At 69.5% G+C, this 17,716-nt stretch carries 17 protein-coding genes; 12 read left to right on the top strand and 5 right to left on the bottom strand.

What is annotated here, in order from left to right:
* Positions 1 to 77 precede the first annotated feature (77 nt).
* Both ILP92_RS11985 and ILP92_RS11980 read left to right on the top strand, forming a co-directional pair.
* Positions 78 to 1,211, top strand: a complete 1,134-nt coding sequence (locus ILP92_RS11985) for a polysaccharide biosynthesis/export family protein (RefSeq protein WP_438361554.1) — start codon at positions 78 to 80, stop codon at positions 1,209 to 1,211.
* Between the two features lie 7 nt (positions 1,212 to 1,218).
* Positions 1,219 to 3,213, top strand: a complete 1,995-nt coding sequence (locus ILP92_RS11980) for a capsule polysaccharide biogenesis protein (RefSeq protein WP_198916632.1) — start codon at positions 1,219 to 1,221, stop codon at positions 3,211 to 3,213.
* Here the strand turns inward: ILP92_RS11980 and ribD are convergent.
* A complete protein-coding gene (gene ribD / locus ILP92_RS11975) occupies positions 3,210 to 4,295 on the bottom strand; it encodes a bifunctional diaminohydroxyphosphoribosylaminopyrimidine deaminase/5-amino-6-(5-phosphoribosylamino)uracil reductase RibD (protein ID WP_235971368.1) in 1,086 nt (361 codons plus the stop codon). The two genes, ILP92_RS11980 and ribD, sit on opposite strands and share 4 nt — an antisense overlap.
* Positions 4,292 to 4,759 carry a transcriptional regulator NrdR gene (gene nrdR / locus ILP92_RS11970; protein ID WP_198916631.1) on the bottom strand — a complete coding sequence of 156 codons (468 nt, stop codon included), beginning with the start codon at positions 4,757 to 4,759 and terminating at the stop codon, positions 4,292 to 4,294. Before nrdR ends, ribD begins: the two co-directional genes overlap by 4 nt.
* A 155-nt stretch (positions 4,760 to 4,914) precedes the next feature.
* On the opposite strand from nrdR, the gene ILP92_RS11965 reads away from it, so the two are divergent.
* Complete coding sequence (locus ILP92_RS11965) at positions 4,915 to 5,589, top strand: SDR family oxidoreductase (RefSeq protein ID WP_198916630.1); 675 nt, start codon at positions 4,915 to 4,917, stop codon at positions 5,587 to 5,589.
* A 16-nt stretch (positions 5,590 to 5,605) separates the two neighbouring features.
* Here the strand turns inward: ILP92_RS11965 and ILP92_RS11960 are convergent, their stop codons facing one another.
* Positions 5,606 to 6,730: an acetoin utilization protein AcuC gene (locus ILP92_RS11960; protein ID WP_198916629.1), complete on the bottom strand. Its 1,125-nt coding sequence runs from the start codon at positions 6,728 to 6,730 to the stop codon at positions 5,606 to 5,608.
* Positions 6,727 to 7,245: a glutathione peroxidase gene (locus ILP92_RS11955; protein ID WP_198916628.1), complete on the bottom strand. Its 519-nt coding sequence runs from the start codon at positions 7,243 to 7,245 to the stop codon at positions 6,727 to 6,729. Before ILP92_RS11955 ends, ILP92_RS11960 begins: the two co-directional genes overlap by 4 nt.
* Positions 7,246 to 7,382: 137 nt before the next feature.
* Here ILP92_RS11955 and ILP92_RS11950 point away from each other — a divergent pair, with 137 nt between their 5' ends.
* The 3 genes from ILP92_RS11950 to ILP92_RS11940 all read left to right on the top strand — a co-directional run bounded on the left by ILP92_RS11950 (position 7,383) and on the right by ILP92_RS11940 (position 8,986).
* Positions 7,383 to 7,856, top strand: a complete 474-nt coding sequence (locus tag ILP92_RS11950) for an NUDIX hydrolase (protein ID WP_198916627.1) — start codon at positions 7,383 to 7,385, stop codon at positions 7,854 to 7,856.
* Between the two features lie 69 nt (positions 7,857 to 7,925).
* Positions 7,926 to 8,330 carry a DUF1178 family protein gene (locus tag ILP92_RS11945; protein WP_198916626.1) on the top strand — a complete coding sequence of 135 codons (405 nt, stop codon included), beginning with the start codon at positions 7,926 to 7,928 and terminating at the stop codon, positions 8,328 to 8,330.
* Between the two features lie 11 nt (positions 8,331 to 8,341).
* A complete protein-coding gene (locus tag ILP92_RS11940) occupies positions 8,342 to 8,986 on the top strand; it encodes an SDR family NAD(P)-dependent oxidoreductase (protein ID WP_198916625.1) in 645 nt (214 codons plus the stop codon).
* Positions 8,987 to 9,016: 30 nt separating this feature from the next.
* Here the strand turns inward: ILP92_RS11940 and ILP92_RS11935 are convergent, their stop codons facing one another.
* Positions 9,017 to 9,532: a tetratricopeptide repeat protein gene (locus ILP92_RS11935; RefSeq protein ID WP_198916624.1), complete on the bottom strand. Its 516-nt coding sequence runs from the start codon at positions 9,530 to 9,532 to the stop codon at positions 9,017 to 9,019.
* Between ILP92_RS11935 and ILP92_RS11930 the strand changes: the two genes are divergently transcribed.
* The 6 genes from ILP92_RS11930 (at position 9,488) to selD (ending at position 17,716) form a co-directional block, all read left to right on the top strand.
* Positions 9,488 to 10,798: a cytochrome-c peroxidase gene (locus tag ILP92_RS11930; protein WP_198916623.1), complete on the top strand. Its 1,311-nt coding sequence runs from the start codon at positions 9,488 to 9,490 to the stop codon at positions 10,796 to 10,798. The two genes, ILP92_RS11935 and ILP92_RS11930, sit on opposite strands and share 45 nt — an antisense overlap.
* A gap of 64 nt (positions 10,799 to 10,862) precedes the next feature.
* A complete protein-coding gene (locus tag ILP92_RS11925; RefSeq protein WP_198916622.1) occupies positions 10,863 to 11,519 on the top strand; it encodes an ABC transporter ATP-binding protein in 657 nt (218 codons plus the stop codon).
* On the top strand, positions 11,516 to 13,915 hold the full coding sequence (locus tag ILP92_RS11920) for an FtsX-like permease family protein (protein WP_198916621.1): 2,400 nt from the start codon (positions 11,516 to 11,518) through the stop codon (positions 13,913 to 13,915). The genes ILP92_RS11925 and ILP92_RS11920 overlap by 4 nt, the downstream gene beginning before the upstream one ends.
* Positions 13,905 to 14,963, top strand: coding sequence for a lipocalin-like domain-containing protein (locus ILP92_RS11915; protein ID WP_198916620.1), 1,059 nt, complete (start codon positions 13,905 to 13,907; stop codon positions 14,961 to 14,963). Before ILP92_RS11920 ends, ILP92_RS11915 begins: the two co-directional genes overlap by 11 nt.
* Positions 14,960 to 15,520 carry a PNPOx family protein gene (locus ILP92_RS11910; protein WP_198916619.1) on the top strand — a complete coding sequence of 187 codons (561 nt, stop codon included), beginning with the start codon at positions 14,960 to 14,962 and terminating at the stop codon, positions 15,518 to 15,520. Before ILP92_RS11915 ends, ILP92_RS11910 begins: the two co-directional genes overlap by 4 nt.
* A gap of 39 nt (positions 15,521 to 15,559) precedes the next feature.
* A complete protein-coding gene (selD, locus tag ILP92_RS11905) occupies positions 15,560 to 17,716 on the top strand; it encodes a selenide, water dikinase SelD (RefSeq protein WP_198916618.1) in 2,157 nt (718 codons plus the stop codon).

Genomic DNA, 17,716 nt, shown 5'->3' with positions numbered 1-17,716 from the left:
TTTCATTTTTTCGACTTTCCCGGTAGCCTGTCTGAAAAAAGACCGAGGCAGATAAAACAGGTCGAGGAGACCGGGCAGTGAAAATCCAACAATCGGCCCTGGCGAAGTCCGTCGCCGCGCTAGCGATGCTCGCCGTGCTCGCTGGCTGCGGCCTGCCGCGCAGCGGCCCGAACAAGCGCGAAATCTACGCGGGCTCGGTCCAGAAGCAGGGCGATGCCTTCATCGTCTCCGTCAATCCGCGCGTCACCCGCGCCACCGCCGTCTATCCCGCGCTGGGGTTCAGCAAGAGCTTCCTGAACGCGGGGCTGCTGGGATCGGACACGATCCGGGCCGGCGACACGCTGGGCCTGACCGTGTTTGAAAACGTCGATGACGGGCTTCTGGTGCCCGAGGGCGCGCCGTCATCGGTGCTGGAAGAAGTGCAGGTCGATGGCGACGGATTCATCTTCGTGCCCTACGCGGGACGGATCCGCGCGGCGGGCAACACCCCCGAAGCGATCCGGCGGATCATCACCAACCGGCTCGAGACGCAGACCCCCGAACCGCAGGTCCAGGTCCGCCGCCTGCAAGGCGACGGCGCGACGGTGTCGGTGGTCGGCGGGGTCGGCGCACAGGGCATCTACGCGATCGAGCGGCCGACCCGCACCCTTTCGGCGATGCTGGCCCGCGCCGGCGGCATCGGCATCCCGTCCGACGTGGCCCAGGTCACCGTCATTCGCCACGGCCAACAGGAAACGGTGTGGTTCGAAGACCTCTACCAGGTGCCCAGCTTCGACATCGCCCTGCGGGGCGGCGACCGCATCCTGGTCGAACAGGACGAACGCAGCTTCACCGCGCTTGGCGCGACCGGCACCCAGCAGCTTGTCCCGTTCGAGCGACAGACGATCTCGGCCATCGAGGCTATCGCGCTGGTCGGCGGGCTCAACACCAACCTGGCCGATCCCACCGGTGTCTTCGTCTTCCGCAACGAGGCCGAGGAAATTGCCGAGCAGGTGCTTGCCCGCGACGATCTTCAAGGCGCGCAGCGCATGGTCTACGTGCTGGACCTGACCGAGCCCAACGGCATGTTCGAGGCGCGCGATTTCGCCATCCGCGACGGCGACACGGTGTTCGTGACCGAAGCGCCCTACGCCCAGTGGCAAAAGACGCTCGCGGCCATCACCGGCACCGCCGGATCGGCCAATTCGCTGGCCAGCCTGTCGGGCAACTGATCCCCCGATGCCGCCCCAGCGCCTGCGCGTCTATAACGGCGGCTTCCTGAACGCGCGCATCCGGCGCATCCTGTCGCTGGCGGGCCACCGCGTGACCACCGGCATCCCGCGCGCGGACGATGCCGTCGGCGTCTGGGGCCGCTCGCCCACCGCGCATCGCGGCGAAGCGATGGCGGCCCGCTACGACGCGCCGCTGATCCGCATCGAGGACGCGTTTTTGCGCTCGCTGCATCCCGGCCGCACCGGCGCGCCGCCACTGGGCCTGCTCATCGACCGCAAGGGCGCCCATTTCGACAGCGCCCAGCCGTCGGACCTGGAAACTCTGCTGGCCACCGACCCGCTGGACGACACCGCGCTGCTGGATCGCGCGCGCGCCGCCACCGACTGGATGCGCCGCGCGCATCTGACGAAATACGCCGCCGTCGATCCTGCCCTGCCCGTTCCCGACCCGGGCTACGTGCTGGTCATTGACCAGACCCGCGGCGATGCGTCGATCACCCATGGCGGCGCATCCGACGCGCTGTTCGATGAAATGCTGGCCTTCGCCCGGATCGAAAACCCGGGCGTGCGGATCGTCATCAAGACCCATCCCGAGACGGCGCAGCGGCTCCGCGCGGGCCATTACTCCGAGGCCGATCTGGACGGAAAGACCCAGATCGTCGACGCGCCCGTCTCGCCCTGGTTGCTTCTGGAAGGCGCCGTTGCGGTCTATTCGGTCAGCTCGCAGATGGGGTTCGAGGCGATCCTGGCGGGCCACAGACCGCGCATCTTCGGCCAGCCGTTCTATGGCGGCTGGGGGCTGACGCAGGACGAAAACCCCGTGCCCCGACGCGAGCGCACGCTGACCCGCGCGCAGCTCGTGGCGGGCGCGCTGCTCCTGTATCCGACCTGGTACGACCCCTTCCGCGACGCCCTGTGCGAGCTGGAAGACGTGCTCGCGACGCTCGAGGCCAGCGCGCGGGCCTGGCGCGAAGACCGCGCGGGCTGGGTGGCCTGCGGCATGCGGCTGTGGAAACGCAAATCGCTGCAACTGGCCTTTGGCAGCGTGACGCCCGTGATCTTCGAAGACGACCCGTCTCGCGCCTCGGCCCGCGCCGAGCAGACCGGGCGCGCCCTGATGGTCTGGGGCGACCGGCACCGTGACACCCTGCAGACCCCGCCCGCGTTTCGCATCGAAGACGGCTTCCTGCGCTCGCGCGGGCTGGGGGCCCAGCTGACCCCGCCCCTGTCTCTGGTCGTCGACCCCGAGGGCCTTTATTACGATCCCTCGCGCCCGTCGCGGTTGGAGCGGTTACTCGCCGACAGCGTCGCGCTCAAACAGCCGCAGCGTCGCCGCGCCGAACGGCTGATCGCGGATCTGAACCGACTGAGGCTGACGAAGTACAACCTCGCGGGCAGCGCGCCGTCCGATCTGCCCGAGGGCCACCGGATCCTGGTGCCCGGGCAGGTGGCCGACGACGCCTCGATCCGGCTGGGCACGGATGCGGTGGCCGACAACGCGACGCTTCTGGCCCGCACCCGCGCGCTCAACCCCGACGCGGTGATCCTGTACAAGCCGCACCCGGATGTCGAAGCGGGTCTGCGGGGCGGTGCCATCGACGCGTCACAGGCCGACAGGGTGCTGACCCACCAGAACGCCGCCGACGTGCTGGAGCGGGTGCATGAGGTCTGGACCATGACTTCCGCGCTGGGGTTCGAGGCGCTTCTGCGCGGCCTGCCCGTCACCTGCCTGGGCACGCCCTTCTACAGCGGCTGGGGCCTGACCCGCGACTTGGGCCGCGTGCCCGCCCGCCGCGCCGCGCATCCTGACCTGGTCGCCCTGATCCACGCCACGCTGATCGACTATCCGCGCTATTTCGACCCCGTCACGCGGCAGGCCTGCCCCGTCGAAGTGGTGGTCGAGCGTTTGGCCACGGGTCGCATCCCGTCACCCGGCCCCGCCAACCGATTGCTGGCCAAGGCGCAAGGTTTACTCGCCAGCCGAGCGTCGCTCTGGCGCTAGGCGCGGTCCCACAGGCTCAGCGTGTCGCCGCCCAGTGCCCGCACGTCCCGCAACACGAATTGCGGCGCATCCGCCAGCGCGGACAGCCCCAAAGCCCCCAGGCCCGGCTGCCCCTCGGCGCCGATGGCCTTTCCGGCCGTGAACAGCATCAACCGATCCACCAGGCCAAGTTGCAGAAGCGACGCGGCGAAGGTGCCGCCGCCCTCGCAGAACACCCGCGTCAATCCCCGAGCGCCAAGTTCTTGCATCAACGCGCCCGGATCCAGCCTGCCCCCCGACAGCGGCACCTGCACCAGCCGCGCGCCCGCTTCCTGCCAGGCGCGGCGTCGGCCCTCGGGCGCGTCCTCGGCGTGGAGCAGCCACAGATCGGAACCGGCGCTCGCCGCGAGCTTGCCGGCCTTTGGCAGATCCAGACGCCGCGCCGCGATGATCCGCACCGGCTGGTGCCGCGCGCCGAGGTCCCGGACGGTCAATTGCGGATCGTCGGCCCGCGCCGTTCCGCCGCCCACGAGCACCGCATCGTGGTTCAGCCGCGCGGCATGGACCGCGCGCCGCGCCTGCGATCCGGTGATCCACTGCGACTCGCCCGACGCCGTGGCGATCCGCCCGTCCAGCGACATGGCAAGCTTCAGCGTCAGCATCGGCCGGCCCTGCGTCACCCGTGTCAGAAAGCCGATCTGATCGGCGCGCGCGGCCTCCTCGCAGACGCCCGTGACCACGTCAATCCCGGCGGCCCGCAGCATCGCGTGACCGCGCCCGGCCACCCGCGCATCTGGATCGTCCAGTGCCGTGACGACGCGCGCCACCCCCGCCGAGATCAGCGCCCGGGCGCAGGGTGGCGTCTTGCCGTGATGCGCACACGGCTCGAGCGTCACGTAGGCGGTGGACCCGCGCGCCGCGTCGCCCGCCTGGGCCAGCGCCACCGCTTCGGCATGGGGTCGTCCGCCCGGCTGCGTCCAACCGCGCCCCATGACGCGGCCCGCCTTCACGATCACGCATCCCACCGCGGGGTTAGGCCAAACGCGCCCCAGCCCGCGCCGCCCCAGCGACAGTGCCGCGCGCATCCACTCGGTGTCGCTCAATCGTCCTTGGGTGCGGGGGGCCGCAGCTCGGCCATGAACTTCTCGAAATCATCCGCGGCCTGGAAGTTCTTGTAAACGCTGGCGAAACGCACATAGGCCACGGTGTCGATGCGGGCCAGGCTTTCCATCACGATCTCGCCGATATCCCTGGACTGGATGTCGGTCTCGCCCATGGATTCCAGCCGCCGCACGATGCCCGAGATCATCTGGTCCACGCGCTCGGGCTCGACCGGGCGCTTCTGCATCGAGATCCGGACCGAGCGTTCCAGCTTGTCGCGGTCGAAATCCTCGCGCCGACCGTTCGACTTCACGACGACCAGGTCGCGCAGCTGCACCCGCTCGTAGGTGGTGAACCGACCGCCGCAGGCCGGGCAGAACCGCCGCCTGCGGATCGCCACGTGATCCTCCGCGGGGCGCGAATCCTTCACCTGGGTGTCGATATTTCCGCAAAACGGACAGCGCATATGCGTTCCCTCGGCCTTGGTCGTGTGTCTTCCCCCAGCACTATAGGCACCGCGGCAGGGCTTGGGTAGGCCGAAAGACGACCCCCTAGATGGTGACGGTGAACCGATGCCGCCCTGACACGTTGGCCACCAAATAGCCAAGGGAACCCATCGACATGGCCAAGAAGACACTTTTCATCACCGGCGCAAGCTCGGGTATCGGGGCGGCGACCGCGCGCGCCGCCGCGGACGCGGGCTGGAACGTTGCGCTGTTCGCGCGCAGCCAGGAAAAGCTGGACACGCTCGCCTCCGAGATCGGCGAAGCGGCGCTGGCGTTGCAGGGCGACGTCACCGACCCCGCCCGCCTGCAAGAGGCCGTGGCGCAGACAGCCGACCGTTTCGGCGGGCTCGACGCGGCCTTCGCCAATGCCGGGCGCGGCATGGACAAGGCCGGCACGGTCGAAGGCGACCTGGACGACATGCGCGGCATGATCGACGTGAACATCATGGGCGTGCTGCTGACCGCCCGCGCCGCGATCCCAGAGCTGAAGAAAACCAAGGGCACGCTCGTGCTGACCGGCTCGGCCGCGGGGCGGATACACATCTCGGGGTCGATCTATGGCGCGACCAAGTGGTTCGTGCACGGCTACGCGGGCAACATGGCCGACGAGATGCGCGAATGGGGCGGGCGCTGCTCGGTCATCGCGCCGGGCATGGTCGACACGCCCTTCTTCGACGAGGGTAAGCCCGACAAGCTGAAGCCCGAAGACGTGGCCGACGCGGTCCTGCACGCCATCACGGCCCCCGACCGCGCCGCCATCCGCGAAATCTTCCTGATGCCGCAGAACTAGGCGCGCGCGGCGCCCGTCAGGCCCAGACCCGCATCCGGTCCGACAGAACGCCAAGCCTGTCGCGCACGGCGTCCGACACGGGCCCGTCGCGCGGCGGGTCCCGCAGGGTCGTGAACCAGTGCTCGGGCGGGTTGCGCCCAAGCCGGTTGCCGTTGAATTCCAGCGCCCGCAGAACCGATTGCGCGGCGACCGGCAAGCGCGCGGGAATGTCGATGCCGCGCAAGGTCGCCCACACGCCAGTCCAGAGCCGCCCGACCGACCACGGGTTGTAGCCCCCGCCGCCCAGCACCAGCAAGCGCGGCGTCAGCGCGCACAGGGCCGCGACCACCGACCAATGCGCGTTGTTCGACATAGCCAGGCGCGACAGGGGATCCTCGCTGACCGCGTCCGCACCGCATTGCAGGATCAGCGCCTCGGGCCGGAACCGTTGCACCACGGGCAGGATCAGCCCGTCGCGCACCGCCGCCATGTCGCCGTCATGGGCCGCACGCGGCAGCGGCAGGTTCCACATGTTGCCCGCCCCCCGCTCGTCGATCGCGCCGGTGAAGGGCCAGCGCCGTTCCTCGTGCGTGGACAGGATCAGCACGTCGGGATCGTCCGCGAAACCATGCGCGACCCCGTCGCAATGATGCGCGTCGATATCCACATAGGCGATCCGGCGCAGACCCAGCCGTCGGAATGCCAGGATCGCCAGGCACGGATCGTTGAGATAGCAAAACCCGTTTGCCCGGTCCGGCAGGCCGTGATGGGTGCCGCCGCCGGGGTTGTAGATCACGCCGCCATCCTTCAGCAGACCCGCCGCCATGATCGAGCCCCCCGCCGCCGTGGCGGGGCGGCGATACACCTCGGGATAAATGGGGTTCGACGCGGTGCCCAGGCCGTGGCGCGCGCGCTCGGCATCGGTCACCCGGCCCTCGCGCTCGGCCCGTTGCAGCACCGCCAGGTAGGTCGGATCGTGCCACGCGGCCAGGGACGCGGGCTTGGCCCGCGGCGAGGTCAGGTACTGCGCGCGCGGCAGCCAACCCAGCGCGCGCGACAGGTCCATGACGGTCGAAACGCGCGGCACCCGCAACGGGTGCAGCGGCCCGTAGCTGGACCCGCGGTAGATCTCCGAGCCGATGAAACGCGGGGGCGCCGTCACTTCAGCGCGGCCTCGATCGCGCGGGTGATCTCGCGCGATCCGGGCCGTACGGGCGCGCCCCAGTTACCCGCAAGCTTGCCGTCGTCGATCAGGAACTTGTTGAAATTCCAACGCGGTGCGACGCCATATTCATCCTTCAGATCCGCGAAGACCGGATGGGCGGCCTCCCCGCGGACCGACGTGATCGCGGTTATCAGCAGCGTCAGGTCGAAATTCACCTCGCAGAATTCGGCGACGGCGTCCTCGTCCTGCAATTCCTGCCGGAAGTCGTTGGACGGCACCGCGACGACCAGCAGGCCACGGGGACCATATGCCGCATGCAGGTCCTCGAGCGCGTCGTATTGCGGCGTGTAGGCGCAAAGCGACGCGGTGTTGACCAGCAGGATCGGACCGTCATGGGCGCGCAGATCAATCGTGCCGCCGTCGAGCGATGCGAAGCGCCAATCGGCGTCCAGCGTGGCCGCGTTCGCCGGGACCGCCGCCAGAAGTCCCAGGATTAACCAGCGCTTAACCATCTTTCGCCATCCTTTCCGACACACTTGCGGTATTTGCACGCCAATGTGCGAAACTTTGCATTTCGCCGCTTCGTATCGTAGATTGCTGACATATAACAACAACGTGGCGGGAATACCGCCCTTCCGGAGGCCCTGATATGGATCTGAGTGAGCCCGTGGCGCGCCCCATGAAACTGCTGTCCGGCGGCAAGCGCGACGTGCGAACCCAATTCGGTGCGCTCTGTTGGCGCGTGCGCGACGGCAAGCTGCAAATCCTGCTCGTGACGACAAGACGCACGAAACGATGGGTGGTTCCGAAGGGCTGGCCCGTCGATGGCGCCACGCCCGCCGAAGCCGCCGCCACCGAAGCCTTCGAGGAAGCGGGCGTCACCGGACGGGTCAGCGATTACCCGCTGGGCATCTTCACCTACACCAAGGAGCTCGAGGGCGACGACCTCCCCTGCGTGGTGGCGGTGTTCCCGCTGAGGGTGAAGAAGGTCCACAAGACATGGCCCGAAGCCTCCGAGCGCTCGCGCCGGTGGGTGTCGCCGCGCAAGGCCGCACGCCTGGTGCACGAGCCCGAACTGGCCCGGATGCTGCTGCATTTCGACCCCAAATCCGTGAAGGTCTGACGTCGCGCATCGATTGCATCCCTCGGTCCGGGACTTATCTGGTGGATAACGACGAAGGGGATGTGGGCCATGATCCGCTACACTTTGAAATGTGACCGCCACCACGCGTTCGACTCGTGGTTCGCCTCGGGTGCGGCCTTCGACACCCTGCGTGGCGCGCGTCAGCTGAGCTGCCCTGAATGCGGATCGCACACGGTCGAAAAAGCGATGATGGCGCCGCGCGTGACGTCCGCCGACACCCTGCCCGCCGACACGGCCCCCGAGCATCCGCTGGCCCGGCTGAAGGCCCATATCGAAAAAACCGCCGATTACGTCGGCGCCGATTTCGCCAAGCGCGCCCGCGCCATGCATGACGGATCGGAAGCGCACCGCCCGATCTATGGCGAAGCGCCGCTGCCCGATGTGCGCCGACTGGTCGAAGACGGCGTGCCCGTCGCGCCTCTGCCCTTCATCCCGAAATCCCGGACCAACTAGGAGCCCGCCCCATGCACGCCCTCATCACAGGCGCCAACCGCGGGATCGGCGCGGCCATGGCCGATGCGCTCGGCGCGCGCGGCGACACCGTGACGCGCACATCGCGGGCGGGTGGCGACGGCTACCTGACGCTCGACGTGGCAGATTCCAGTTCCGTGCGCGCGATGGCCGATACGTTGGGCGACGCGCCGCTCGACCTGCTGGTCTGCAACGCGGGCATCTATGCCGACAAGGACGAGTCGCTCGAGACCGGCTATCCGTCCGAGATGTGGGCGCAGGAATTCGCCACCAACGTCACCGGCGTATTCCTGTGCATTCAGGCCCTGCTGCCCAATCTGAAGGCGGCGGGCGGCAAGATCGCCATCATCTCGAGCCAGCTCGGCAGCTCCGAGATCGCGTCGGGCGGTGGCCTGATCTACTGCGCGTCGAAGGCCGCCGCGATCAACCTGGGCCGCAACCTCGCGGTGGATTTGAAACCCGCGGGCGTGGCGGTCGGGATCTACCATCCCGGCTGGGTGCAGACAGAAATGGGCGGCACGTCGGCGGCGATCACGCCCCAACGCTCGGCCAAGGGGCTGATCGACCGGTTCGACGCGCTTTCGATCGACAATACCGGGCATTTCAAGACCTTCGACGGACAAGATCACCCGTTCTGAGCGGCAGGATCCGCGGTCCGAACGCTACACTCAGCGGAACGGATACATCCACGCCTTGTAGTCCGCGACCAGCGCCAGCGACGCGTCGATCTGCGCCCGGTCCATCTTCTTGACCACCTCTTCCAGCGAAATCGCCGCGTCGGGGTCGCCGCCGATGGCCGAAAGCGTGTACCACATATAGGCGCGTACCAGGTCCGGCGCGGGCAATCCCCGCCCGATCTCGTAATACCAGCCCACGCCGGATTGCGCGCCGGGATGACCCTTCATGGCCGAGCGCAGATACCATTCGAACGCGCGGCGGTCGTCGCGCTCGACCCCCAGGCCCAGCGCGTAGAGTATGCCGATCAGCTCTTCCGCGTCGGCATTGCCGGACCGGGCGGGCCCCTCCAGCAGCGCCATGGCGGTGTCGAACTCCCCGGCCTCCATCGCGTCGCGCGCATTTTCCACCGGGTTCGCCAGCGCGGGGCTTGGCAGCGCCAGCCAGATCGCCAAGATGGCGCCATGTACCGCGTTTCCGCCCTTTTGCTCGCCGCACTTCCGCTTCATGCTGGCCCCCTGCCGCCGCCGCTGACCGATGCCGACTTCCCGGCCGTGGACATGGGCCAGGCCCGGATCGGCCAGCTTCTTTTCCATGACAAGCTGCTGTCGGGCAACCGCAACATCGCCTGCGCGACCTGCCATTCGCTGGACCACGGCGGCGCGGACAGGCTGAGCCTGGGCATCGGCGAAGGCGGCACCGGGCTGGGCCCCGAGCGGCGCCCCGGACATGGATCCGGGCGCATCCACAAACGCATTCCGCGCAACGCCCCGGCCCTGTGGAACCTGGGCGCGCGACAGGTCCACACGCTGTTTCACGACGGCCGGCTGAGCGTGTCGGACATCTACGGCAACGGCTTCGACACCCCGGCCGAGGAATGGCTGCCCGCCGGTCTGACCACCCCGCTCGCCGCACAGGCCCTGTTCCCGCTGACCGCCCAGTTCGAGATGGCAGGCAACCCGTCCGAAAACGAGATCGCGGGCGCGATCCATGACCGCATCGACGCCGCCTGGCCGATCCTGGCCAAGCGGGTGCGCACGACGCCAGGCTACGGCGCGCTCTTCGTCGAGCATTTCGACCACGTCGACGCGCCCGATCAGGTCACCATCGTCGAGATCGGCAACGCGCTCGGCGCATATATCGCCGCCGAGTTCCGCAGCATCGACACGCCCTTCGATGCCTATCTCGCGGGCGATACCGGCGCGCTCACCCCGCTTCAGCGCGACGGCATGGACCTGTTCTTCGGCCGCGCCGGTTGCGATGGCTGCCATTCCGGCCCGCTTCTGTCGGATCAGAAGTTCCACGCGCTGGCCCTGCCACAGATCGGCCCCGGCCGCACGCGCCGCTTCGATCCGATGCCGCGCGACGTTGGCCGGATGGGCAAGTCCGACGATCTCGCCGATGCCTATCGCTTCCGCACGCCGCCACTGCGCAACGTGGCGCTGACCGCTCCCTACGGACATAACGGCGCCTATCCCACCGTGCGCGGGATCATCGCGCACCACGCAGATCCGCTGGCATCACTGGACGCCTGGACGCCCGCGCTGGCACGCCTGCCCGACGCCCCCTGGCTTGCAGCCGTGGATTTCGCCGCCGCCGCCGATCGGCTTCAGGCCGCCCGCCACCGCGCGGCGCTCGACATCGCGCCCATCGCCCTCAGCGACGCGGACATCACGGCGCTCGAGTCCTTTCTGCACGCGCTGACCGGGGCCAGTCACGCCACACCGCGCTTCGGCAAGCCCAGCGCCGTGCCCTCGGGCCTTCCGGTCGATTGACGCACCCCCTTGGCGCTTCCGCGCCTGCGCCTACGTGCCTAAAGATCGGGCAAGGGACCAGAACGTGCTGAAAGTCGAGAAGCTGAAGAAATCCTTCGCGGGTGCGGACGGTCCCGTGCCGGTCCTGCGCGGCGTCGACCTGAGCCTCGAGGCCGGTCACACCCTGGCGCTGACCGGCGACAGCGGATCGGGCAAATCCACGCTGCTGCACCTGATCGGCGGGCTCGACACCGCCGATAGCGGGCATATCCTGCTCGATGGCACCGACATCACCACCATGGACGACCGCGCCCGGGCCAAGCTGCGGCGCAACAGCATCGGCGTCATCTTCCAGCAGTTCAACCTGATCCCGTCGCTGGATCTGGCCGCGAATATCGCGTTCCAGGCGCGGCTGGCCGGGACCTATGACGCGGACTGGACCGACGAGCTGACCCGCCGACTGGGCCTGGCCGACCACCGCACGAAATATCCCGAACAGCTTTCGGGCGGTCAGCAGCAGCGCGTGGCCATCGGCCGGACGCTGGCCGCGCGACCGCGGCTGGTCCTGGCCGACGAGCCCACCGGAAACCTGGACGAGACCAGCGGCGCCGAAGTGCTGTCGCTGATGCTCGATCTGGTGGGCGATACCGGGGCCGCGCTTCTGGTCGTCACCCATTCCCGCGACCTGGCCTCGAAGATGGAGCGGCAATTGCACCTGCGCCAGGGCGTTATCGAGCGATGATCCGGGCCGGGCTTCACGCGCTGCTGTCGCATTGGTGGCGCCACCCGTTCCAGCTGGTCACGCTGATGCTGGGCCTCGCCACCGCCACCGCGCTCTGGTCCGGGGTCCAGGCCATCAACGCCGAGGCGCGCGCCAGCTACGACCGCGCCGCGCGGACGCTGGCAGGTAGTGAGCGGGATATCCTGGTGGCGCGCGACGGCGGCGACATCACGCTCGACACCTTCGTGGCGCTCAGGCGCGCGGGCTGGCAGGTCTCGCCGCTGATCGAAGGGCGTGTCGACACCGACGCGGGCCCGCTCAACGTCATCGGAATTGACCTCTTCACGTTGCCCATGGACGATCTGCCCGAGGGCATCGGCACCTTCGGCGGCAGCCCCGATTTCGTCGCGGGCGACGGCCAGCTCCTGGTCAGCCCGGCGACCCAGCGGCGCCTTGCGGACGCGGCCGGTCTTCCGCCCCGCGTGTCGCTTGCCGACATGCCCGATGCCGTCGCCTATACCGATATCGGCGTTGCCCAGCGCCTGTTGCAGCGCGAGACGTTCGACCGGCTGGTGATCGCGGCGCCACCCGCACTGAACGCGCCGCCGCTGTCGCAGGTCGCCCCGACCCTGGCCCGCCGCGCCGCGCGGTCGGGCAACGATATCGCAAGGCTGACGGATTCGTTCCACCTGAACCTGACCGCCTTTGGCCTGCTCAGCTTCGCCGTGGGCCTCTTCATCGTGCGCGGGGCCATTGGCCTTGCCTTCGAGCAACGCCGCGGCGTCTTCCGAACCCTGCGCGCGCTCGGCCTTCCCGCGCGGCTGCTGCTGGGCCTGCTGGTGGCCGAGTTGCTGGTGCTGGCGCTGGTCGCGGGCGCGCTCGGCGTGGCGCTGGGATACGTCATCGCCACGCTGCTTTTGCCCGACGTGGCGGCCACCTTGCGCGGGCTCTACGGCGCCGAAGTCGACGGCGCCCTGTCGCTTCGCCCGATCTGGTGGGCGACGGGCCTGGCCATCGCGGTTCTGGGAACGGCCGTGGCCGCGGCCGGATCGCTGTGGAAAGTGGCCCACCTGCCCCTGTTCGCGCCCGCGCAGCCCCGCGCCTGGGCGCGCGCATCGGACCGGGCCATGCGCCTGCAGGCGATGGCATCGGCGGGATTGCTGGCCGTCGCGGCCCTTCTGGGCTGGGTGGGCGGCGGCCTGGTGGCGGGATTCGTCCTGCTGGGCGCGCTGCTGGTCGGCGCGGCGCTGGCCTTGCCGATGTTCCTGAGCGTCACGCTGGCGGCCTTCGCGCGTCTTTCCAAGGGTCCGCTGGCCCAATGGTTCTGGGCCGACACCCGCCAGCAGCTTCCCGGCTTGTCACTGGCGCTGATGGCGCTGCTGCTGGCGCTGGCCGCGAATATCGGCGTGGGCACCATGGTCAACTCGTTCCGGGCCACGTTCACCGGCTGGCTCGACCAGCGCCTGGCATCCGAGCTGTACGTTACCGCGCCATCTGAAGCCGACGCCGCCGATCTGCGCGCCTGGCTGGACCCCAGGGTCGACGCGATCCTGCCGATCCGCAGCGTCGACGCGACGCTTGGCGGCGCACCGGGCGAGATCTTCGGCATCGCCGACCATCCCACCTATACCGACAACTGGCCGCTTATCGAGGCTGGGCCGGATGTCCGGGACCGCGTGGCCAGCGGCGAGGCGGTGCTGATCAACGAACAGCTAGCCCGCCGCGAAACCCTGTGGCCCGGCGATACGATCGCCCTGCCCGGCTGGACCGAGGCGACGATCGCGGGCGTCTACAGCGACTACGGCAACCCGACGGGGCAGGCCATGGTCGGCCTGTCGCGCTTCGATGCGCTGTTTCCCGAAGCGCCGGATCTGCGCTACGGACTGCGCGTCTCGGGCGACACCGACGCGCTGGCCCGCGACCTACAGGCCGCATTCCCCGGCGCGCAGGTGACGGACCAGGCGGCGATCAAGCGGCTGTCGCTTGACGTGTTCGAACGCACCTTCACCGTTACCGCGGCGCTGAACGTCCTGACGCTTTCGGTCGCGGCGCTGGCGATCCTGACGTCGCTGCTGACTCTCGCCACCATGCGCCAGCCCCAGCTCGCCCCGGTCTGGGCCCTGGGCCTGACCCGCGCACGGCTCGGCCAGCTCGAATTGCTGCGCGCCCTGCTGCTGGCCGCGCTGACCTTCGTCGCGGCCCTGCCCGTGGGTCTTGCACTGGCCTGGGTTCTGCTTGCCGTCATCAATGTCGAGGCATTCGGCTGGCGCCTGCCCATGCAGCTTTTTCCCCGCGACTGGCTGTGGCTGGCAGCGCTTTCGTTGCTGGCGGCAGGGTTCGCGGCGCTTCTGCCCGCGATCCGCCTGTCGCGGCTGCCCCCCAACGAGTTGCTGAAGGTCTTCGCCCATGAACGCTAACCGCCTGACCCGTCGCGGGCTTCTGTCCGGCCTGGCCGTGCTGCCGATCGCCAAGGCCAGCGCCCAGGGCTTCGCGGGCATGGGCCAGGCCGCGGGCGAATTCGCGCTGCCGCGGCCCGATACCGCGATCACCTTTCCCGCCGATCACGCGCCGCATCCCGATTTCCGGATCGAATGGTGGTATGTCACCGCCAACCTCGAAGGCCCCGACGGCACGCCCTACGGCATCCAGTGGACGCTGTTCCGCTCGGCGCTGCGTCCCGCGCCCGTCACCGACGGTTGGGCCACGTCACAGGTCTGGATGGGCCACGCCGCCCTGACGACCCAAGACAGCCACTTCGCCGCCGAGCGATTTTCGCGCGGCGGGATCGGCGTGGCGGGGGTCATGCTTGCGCCCTTCGAAGCGCGCATCGACGACTGGTCCATGTCCGGCCCCGACATCGGCCACGTCCGCCTGACCGCCGCCGGGACCGACTTCGCCTTCGATCTGCAGCTTGCGACCGACAAGCCCTTCATCCTGCAAGGCGCGAACGGCTACTCGGTCAAATCCTCGGTCGGTGCGGCCAGCCACTACTATTCGCAGCCTTTCTACCGCGTGGACGGCAGCCTGACGCTGCCCGGCGGCGCGGTCGAGGTCAGCGGAAAGGCGTGGATGGACCGCGAATGGTCGTCGCAACCGCTGGCCGAAGATCAAAGCGGCTGGGACTGGTTCTCGCTGCATCTGGACAGCGGCGACAAGGTGATGGGCTACCGGCTGCGCGGCGCCGAAGTCTACACGGCGTCGACCTGGATCACGGCGCAGGGTGCGTCGACCTCGTTTGACAACGGGGCCTTCAGCGCCGAGCCGCTGGAGTTGACAGATGTCAACGGCAACGACGTGCCCACCACATGGGCCGCCCGCCTGCCCGTCCGCGGCCTCGACGTGACCGTGACGGCGCTCAATCCGCAAAGCTGGATGCCGCTTACGGTCAGCTACTGGGAAGGCCCCGTGCGCGTGACGGGCAGCCATACGGGCATCGGCTATCTGGAGATGACAGGATATGGATGACCGCCATGGATGACTGGGCCAACGACCTGACCAAGCTGTGGGACTTCTGCTGGCAAAAGCTCGGCCGGGGGGCAGCTGACGCGAAATCGCCGCTGCACAGGCCCGTGCTGGCGACGGTCGGTCTGGGCGGCGGGGCCGAGGCACGGACGCTGGTGCTGCGCGGCGCGTCGCCATCGGCGCGAACGCTCGAGCTGCACACCGACACGGCGTCGACCAAGGTCTCCGAGCTGCGCGCGACCCCGCTGGCCAGCCTGCTGTTCTGGGACCCCAAATCCGACCTGCAACTGCGCGCCCGCGTCCATGTGCAGATCGACGAAGACACCGACGGTCTGTGGTCGCGGCTTTCGGACGGGGCCCGTAGCAATTACGGCGGCACGCCCCCCACCGGCGCGCCGATCCTGTCGCCGGACGCCTACGACAAGACCCCCCAGCCGGATCGGCTGACGCGGCTGGTCTGCCATCTGCAAAGCCTGGACGTCGTCCACCTGGGCCCCGAACACCGCCGGGCGCTTTACGCGCGCGATGCCGACTTCACGGGTCAGTGGCTGGCCCCCTGAGCGCCGCCGCGCTATGCCCGGCCCCATGGATACGCCCGCATGACCCCCGCCTGGCCCGCCACCCGCGATCTGGTGCTGATCGGCGGCGGCCACGCCCACGCGCTGGTGCTGCGCGCCTGGGGGATGGACCCGTTGCCCGGTGCCCGGCTCACGCTGATCAACCCCGGTCCCACCGCGCCCTATACGGGCATGCTGCCTGGCTTCGTCGCGGGTCATTACGACCGCGACACGCTCGAGATCGACCTGATGCGGCTGGCCCGGTTCGCCGGCGCACGGATCATCCTGGGACACGCCACCGGCATCGACCGCGCCGCGGGCGAAATCGCGGTGGAGGATGCGCTTCTCGGCCCGCGTCGCGTCGCCTATGACGTGGCCTCGATCGACATCGGGATCCATTCGGACATGCCCGACTTGCCGGGCTTCGACGCGCACGGCGTCGCCGCCAAGCCGCTGGGTCGCTTCGCATCCAAATGGGCGTCCCATCTGGACGGCCCCGACCGCGCCGCGCCCAAGGCGGTGATCGGCGGGGGTGTGGCCGGAGTCGAGCTGGCGATGGCCATGTCCTTCGGGGCGGGCGGCGCGCCGGTCACCGTCATCGACAGCTCCGCCGCGCTGAGCGGTGTCGGCCGCGGCGCCGAACGGGCCCTGAGGCACGCGATGCAGCGCCACGACGTGACGCTGATCGAGCGGGCCGAGGTGTCCGAGATCAAGGCCACGCACGTCCTGCTTGCAGACGGCCGGACCATTCCCGCCCGCTTCGTCACCGGTGCGGCCGGGGCGCGGCCCTACGCGTGGCTGGCCGAAACGGGGCTGGACCTGCACGAAGGCTTCGTCACCGTCGACGACACCCTGCGCAGTTCGGACCGTGCCATCTTCGCGGCGGGCGACTGCGCGCATATGGGCTTCGCGCCGCGACCCAAGGCGGGGGTCTTCGCGGTCCGCCAGGCCCCGATCCTGACGCGGAACTTCCGCGCGGCCATGGGCGCGGGCAGATGGTCCTACTACCGGCCCCAGCGCGATTACCTGAAGCTGATCTCGACCGGCCAAAAATCCGCCGTTGCCGACAAGCTGGGCCTGCGCCTGTCCGGCCCGCTTCTGTGGCGCTGGAAAGACCATATCGACCGCACGTTCATGTCACGGCTCGCCGATCTGCCCGCCATGAATACCGAGCCCCCATCCGAGCACGCCGCGGGCCTGGACGCGCTGACCGACCAGGCGCCCTGCGGCGGCTGCGCGGCGAAGGTCGGCCAGGCGACGCTCAGCGCGGCATTGGCCCATCACCGCACGGCCCGCGACGACATCGAAGAAGGCATCGGCGACGACGCAGCGATCCTGCGGATCGGCGCCGCGCGACAGGCCATCACGGTCGACCAGGTGCGCGCGGTCACCGACGATCCGCGCCTGATGGGCCATATCGCGGCGCATCACGCGCTTGGCGATTGCCTGGCCATGGGCGCCACACCGCAAGCCGCCCTGCCGATCCTGACCCTGCCGCGCGCCGCCCCCGCGCTCGAGGCGCGCACCCTGCGCGACGTAATGGATGCCGCGCGCGCGGTGTTCGACGGGGCGGGTGCGGCCATCGTCGGCGGCCACACCGCCACCGGGGCCGAGCTGGCCATCGGCTTCGCCGTCACCGGCCTGCTCGACCGGCCCGCCATCAAGCTTGCGGGCGCCCGGGCGGGGGATCACCTGGTGCTGACCAAGCCGCTCGGCTCGGGCGTCCTGATGGCCGCCGCCATGGCCCTGCGGGCCCGCGGCTGCGACGAGGCGCAGGCGTTGCGCACTATGGCGCAAAGCCAGATCGCCGCCGCGGCGGTTCTCGGAGACGCCCACGCGATGACCGACGTGACCGGGTTCGGGCTGGCCGGGCACCTGATGGGCATGCTCGACGCCGCAGGCGTCGGGGCCAGGATCGACCGGGCCGCGCTGCCCTTCATGGACGGCGCACGCGCGCTGCTCGACGCGGGCCAGCGCTCGACCTTGCACGCGGCGAACCGCCACCTGGCCGGGCGGATCGACGGGCTTGAAACAGAGGCCGACGAGATCCTGTTCGATCCGCAGACGGCGGGCGGGCTGCTGGCCGCGATCGCACCCGGCCAAAGCGACGCGGTGCTGGCCGCGCTCACGGATAAAGGCTACACCCCGGCCCTGATCGGCGCGATCACCGACGGACCGGTCCGCATCGTGCTGGCCTGA

Origin of the sequence: Palleronia pontilimi (assembly GCF_016412875.1) — a bacterium.
GTDB classification, from domain to species: Bacteria; Pseudomonadota; Alphaproteobacteria; order Rhodobacterales; family Rhodobacteraceae; genus Palleronia; species Palleronia pontilimi.
This window is presented reverse-complemented; position numbering and strand designations above follow the sequence as displayed.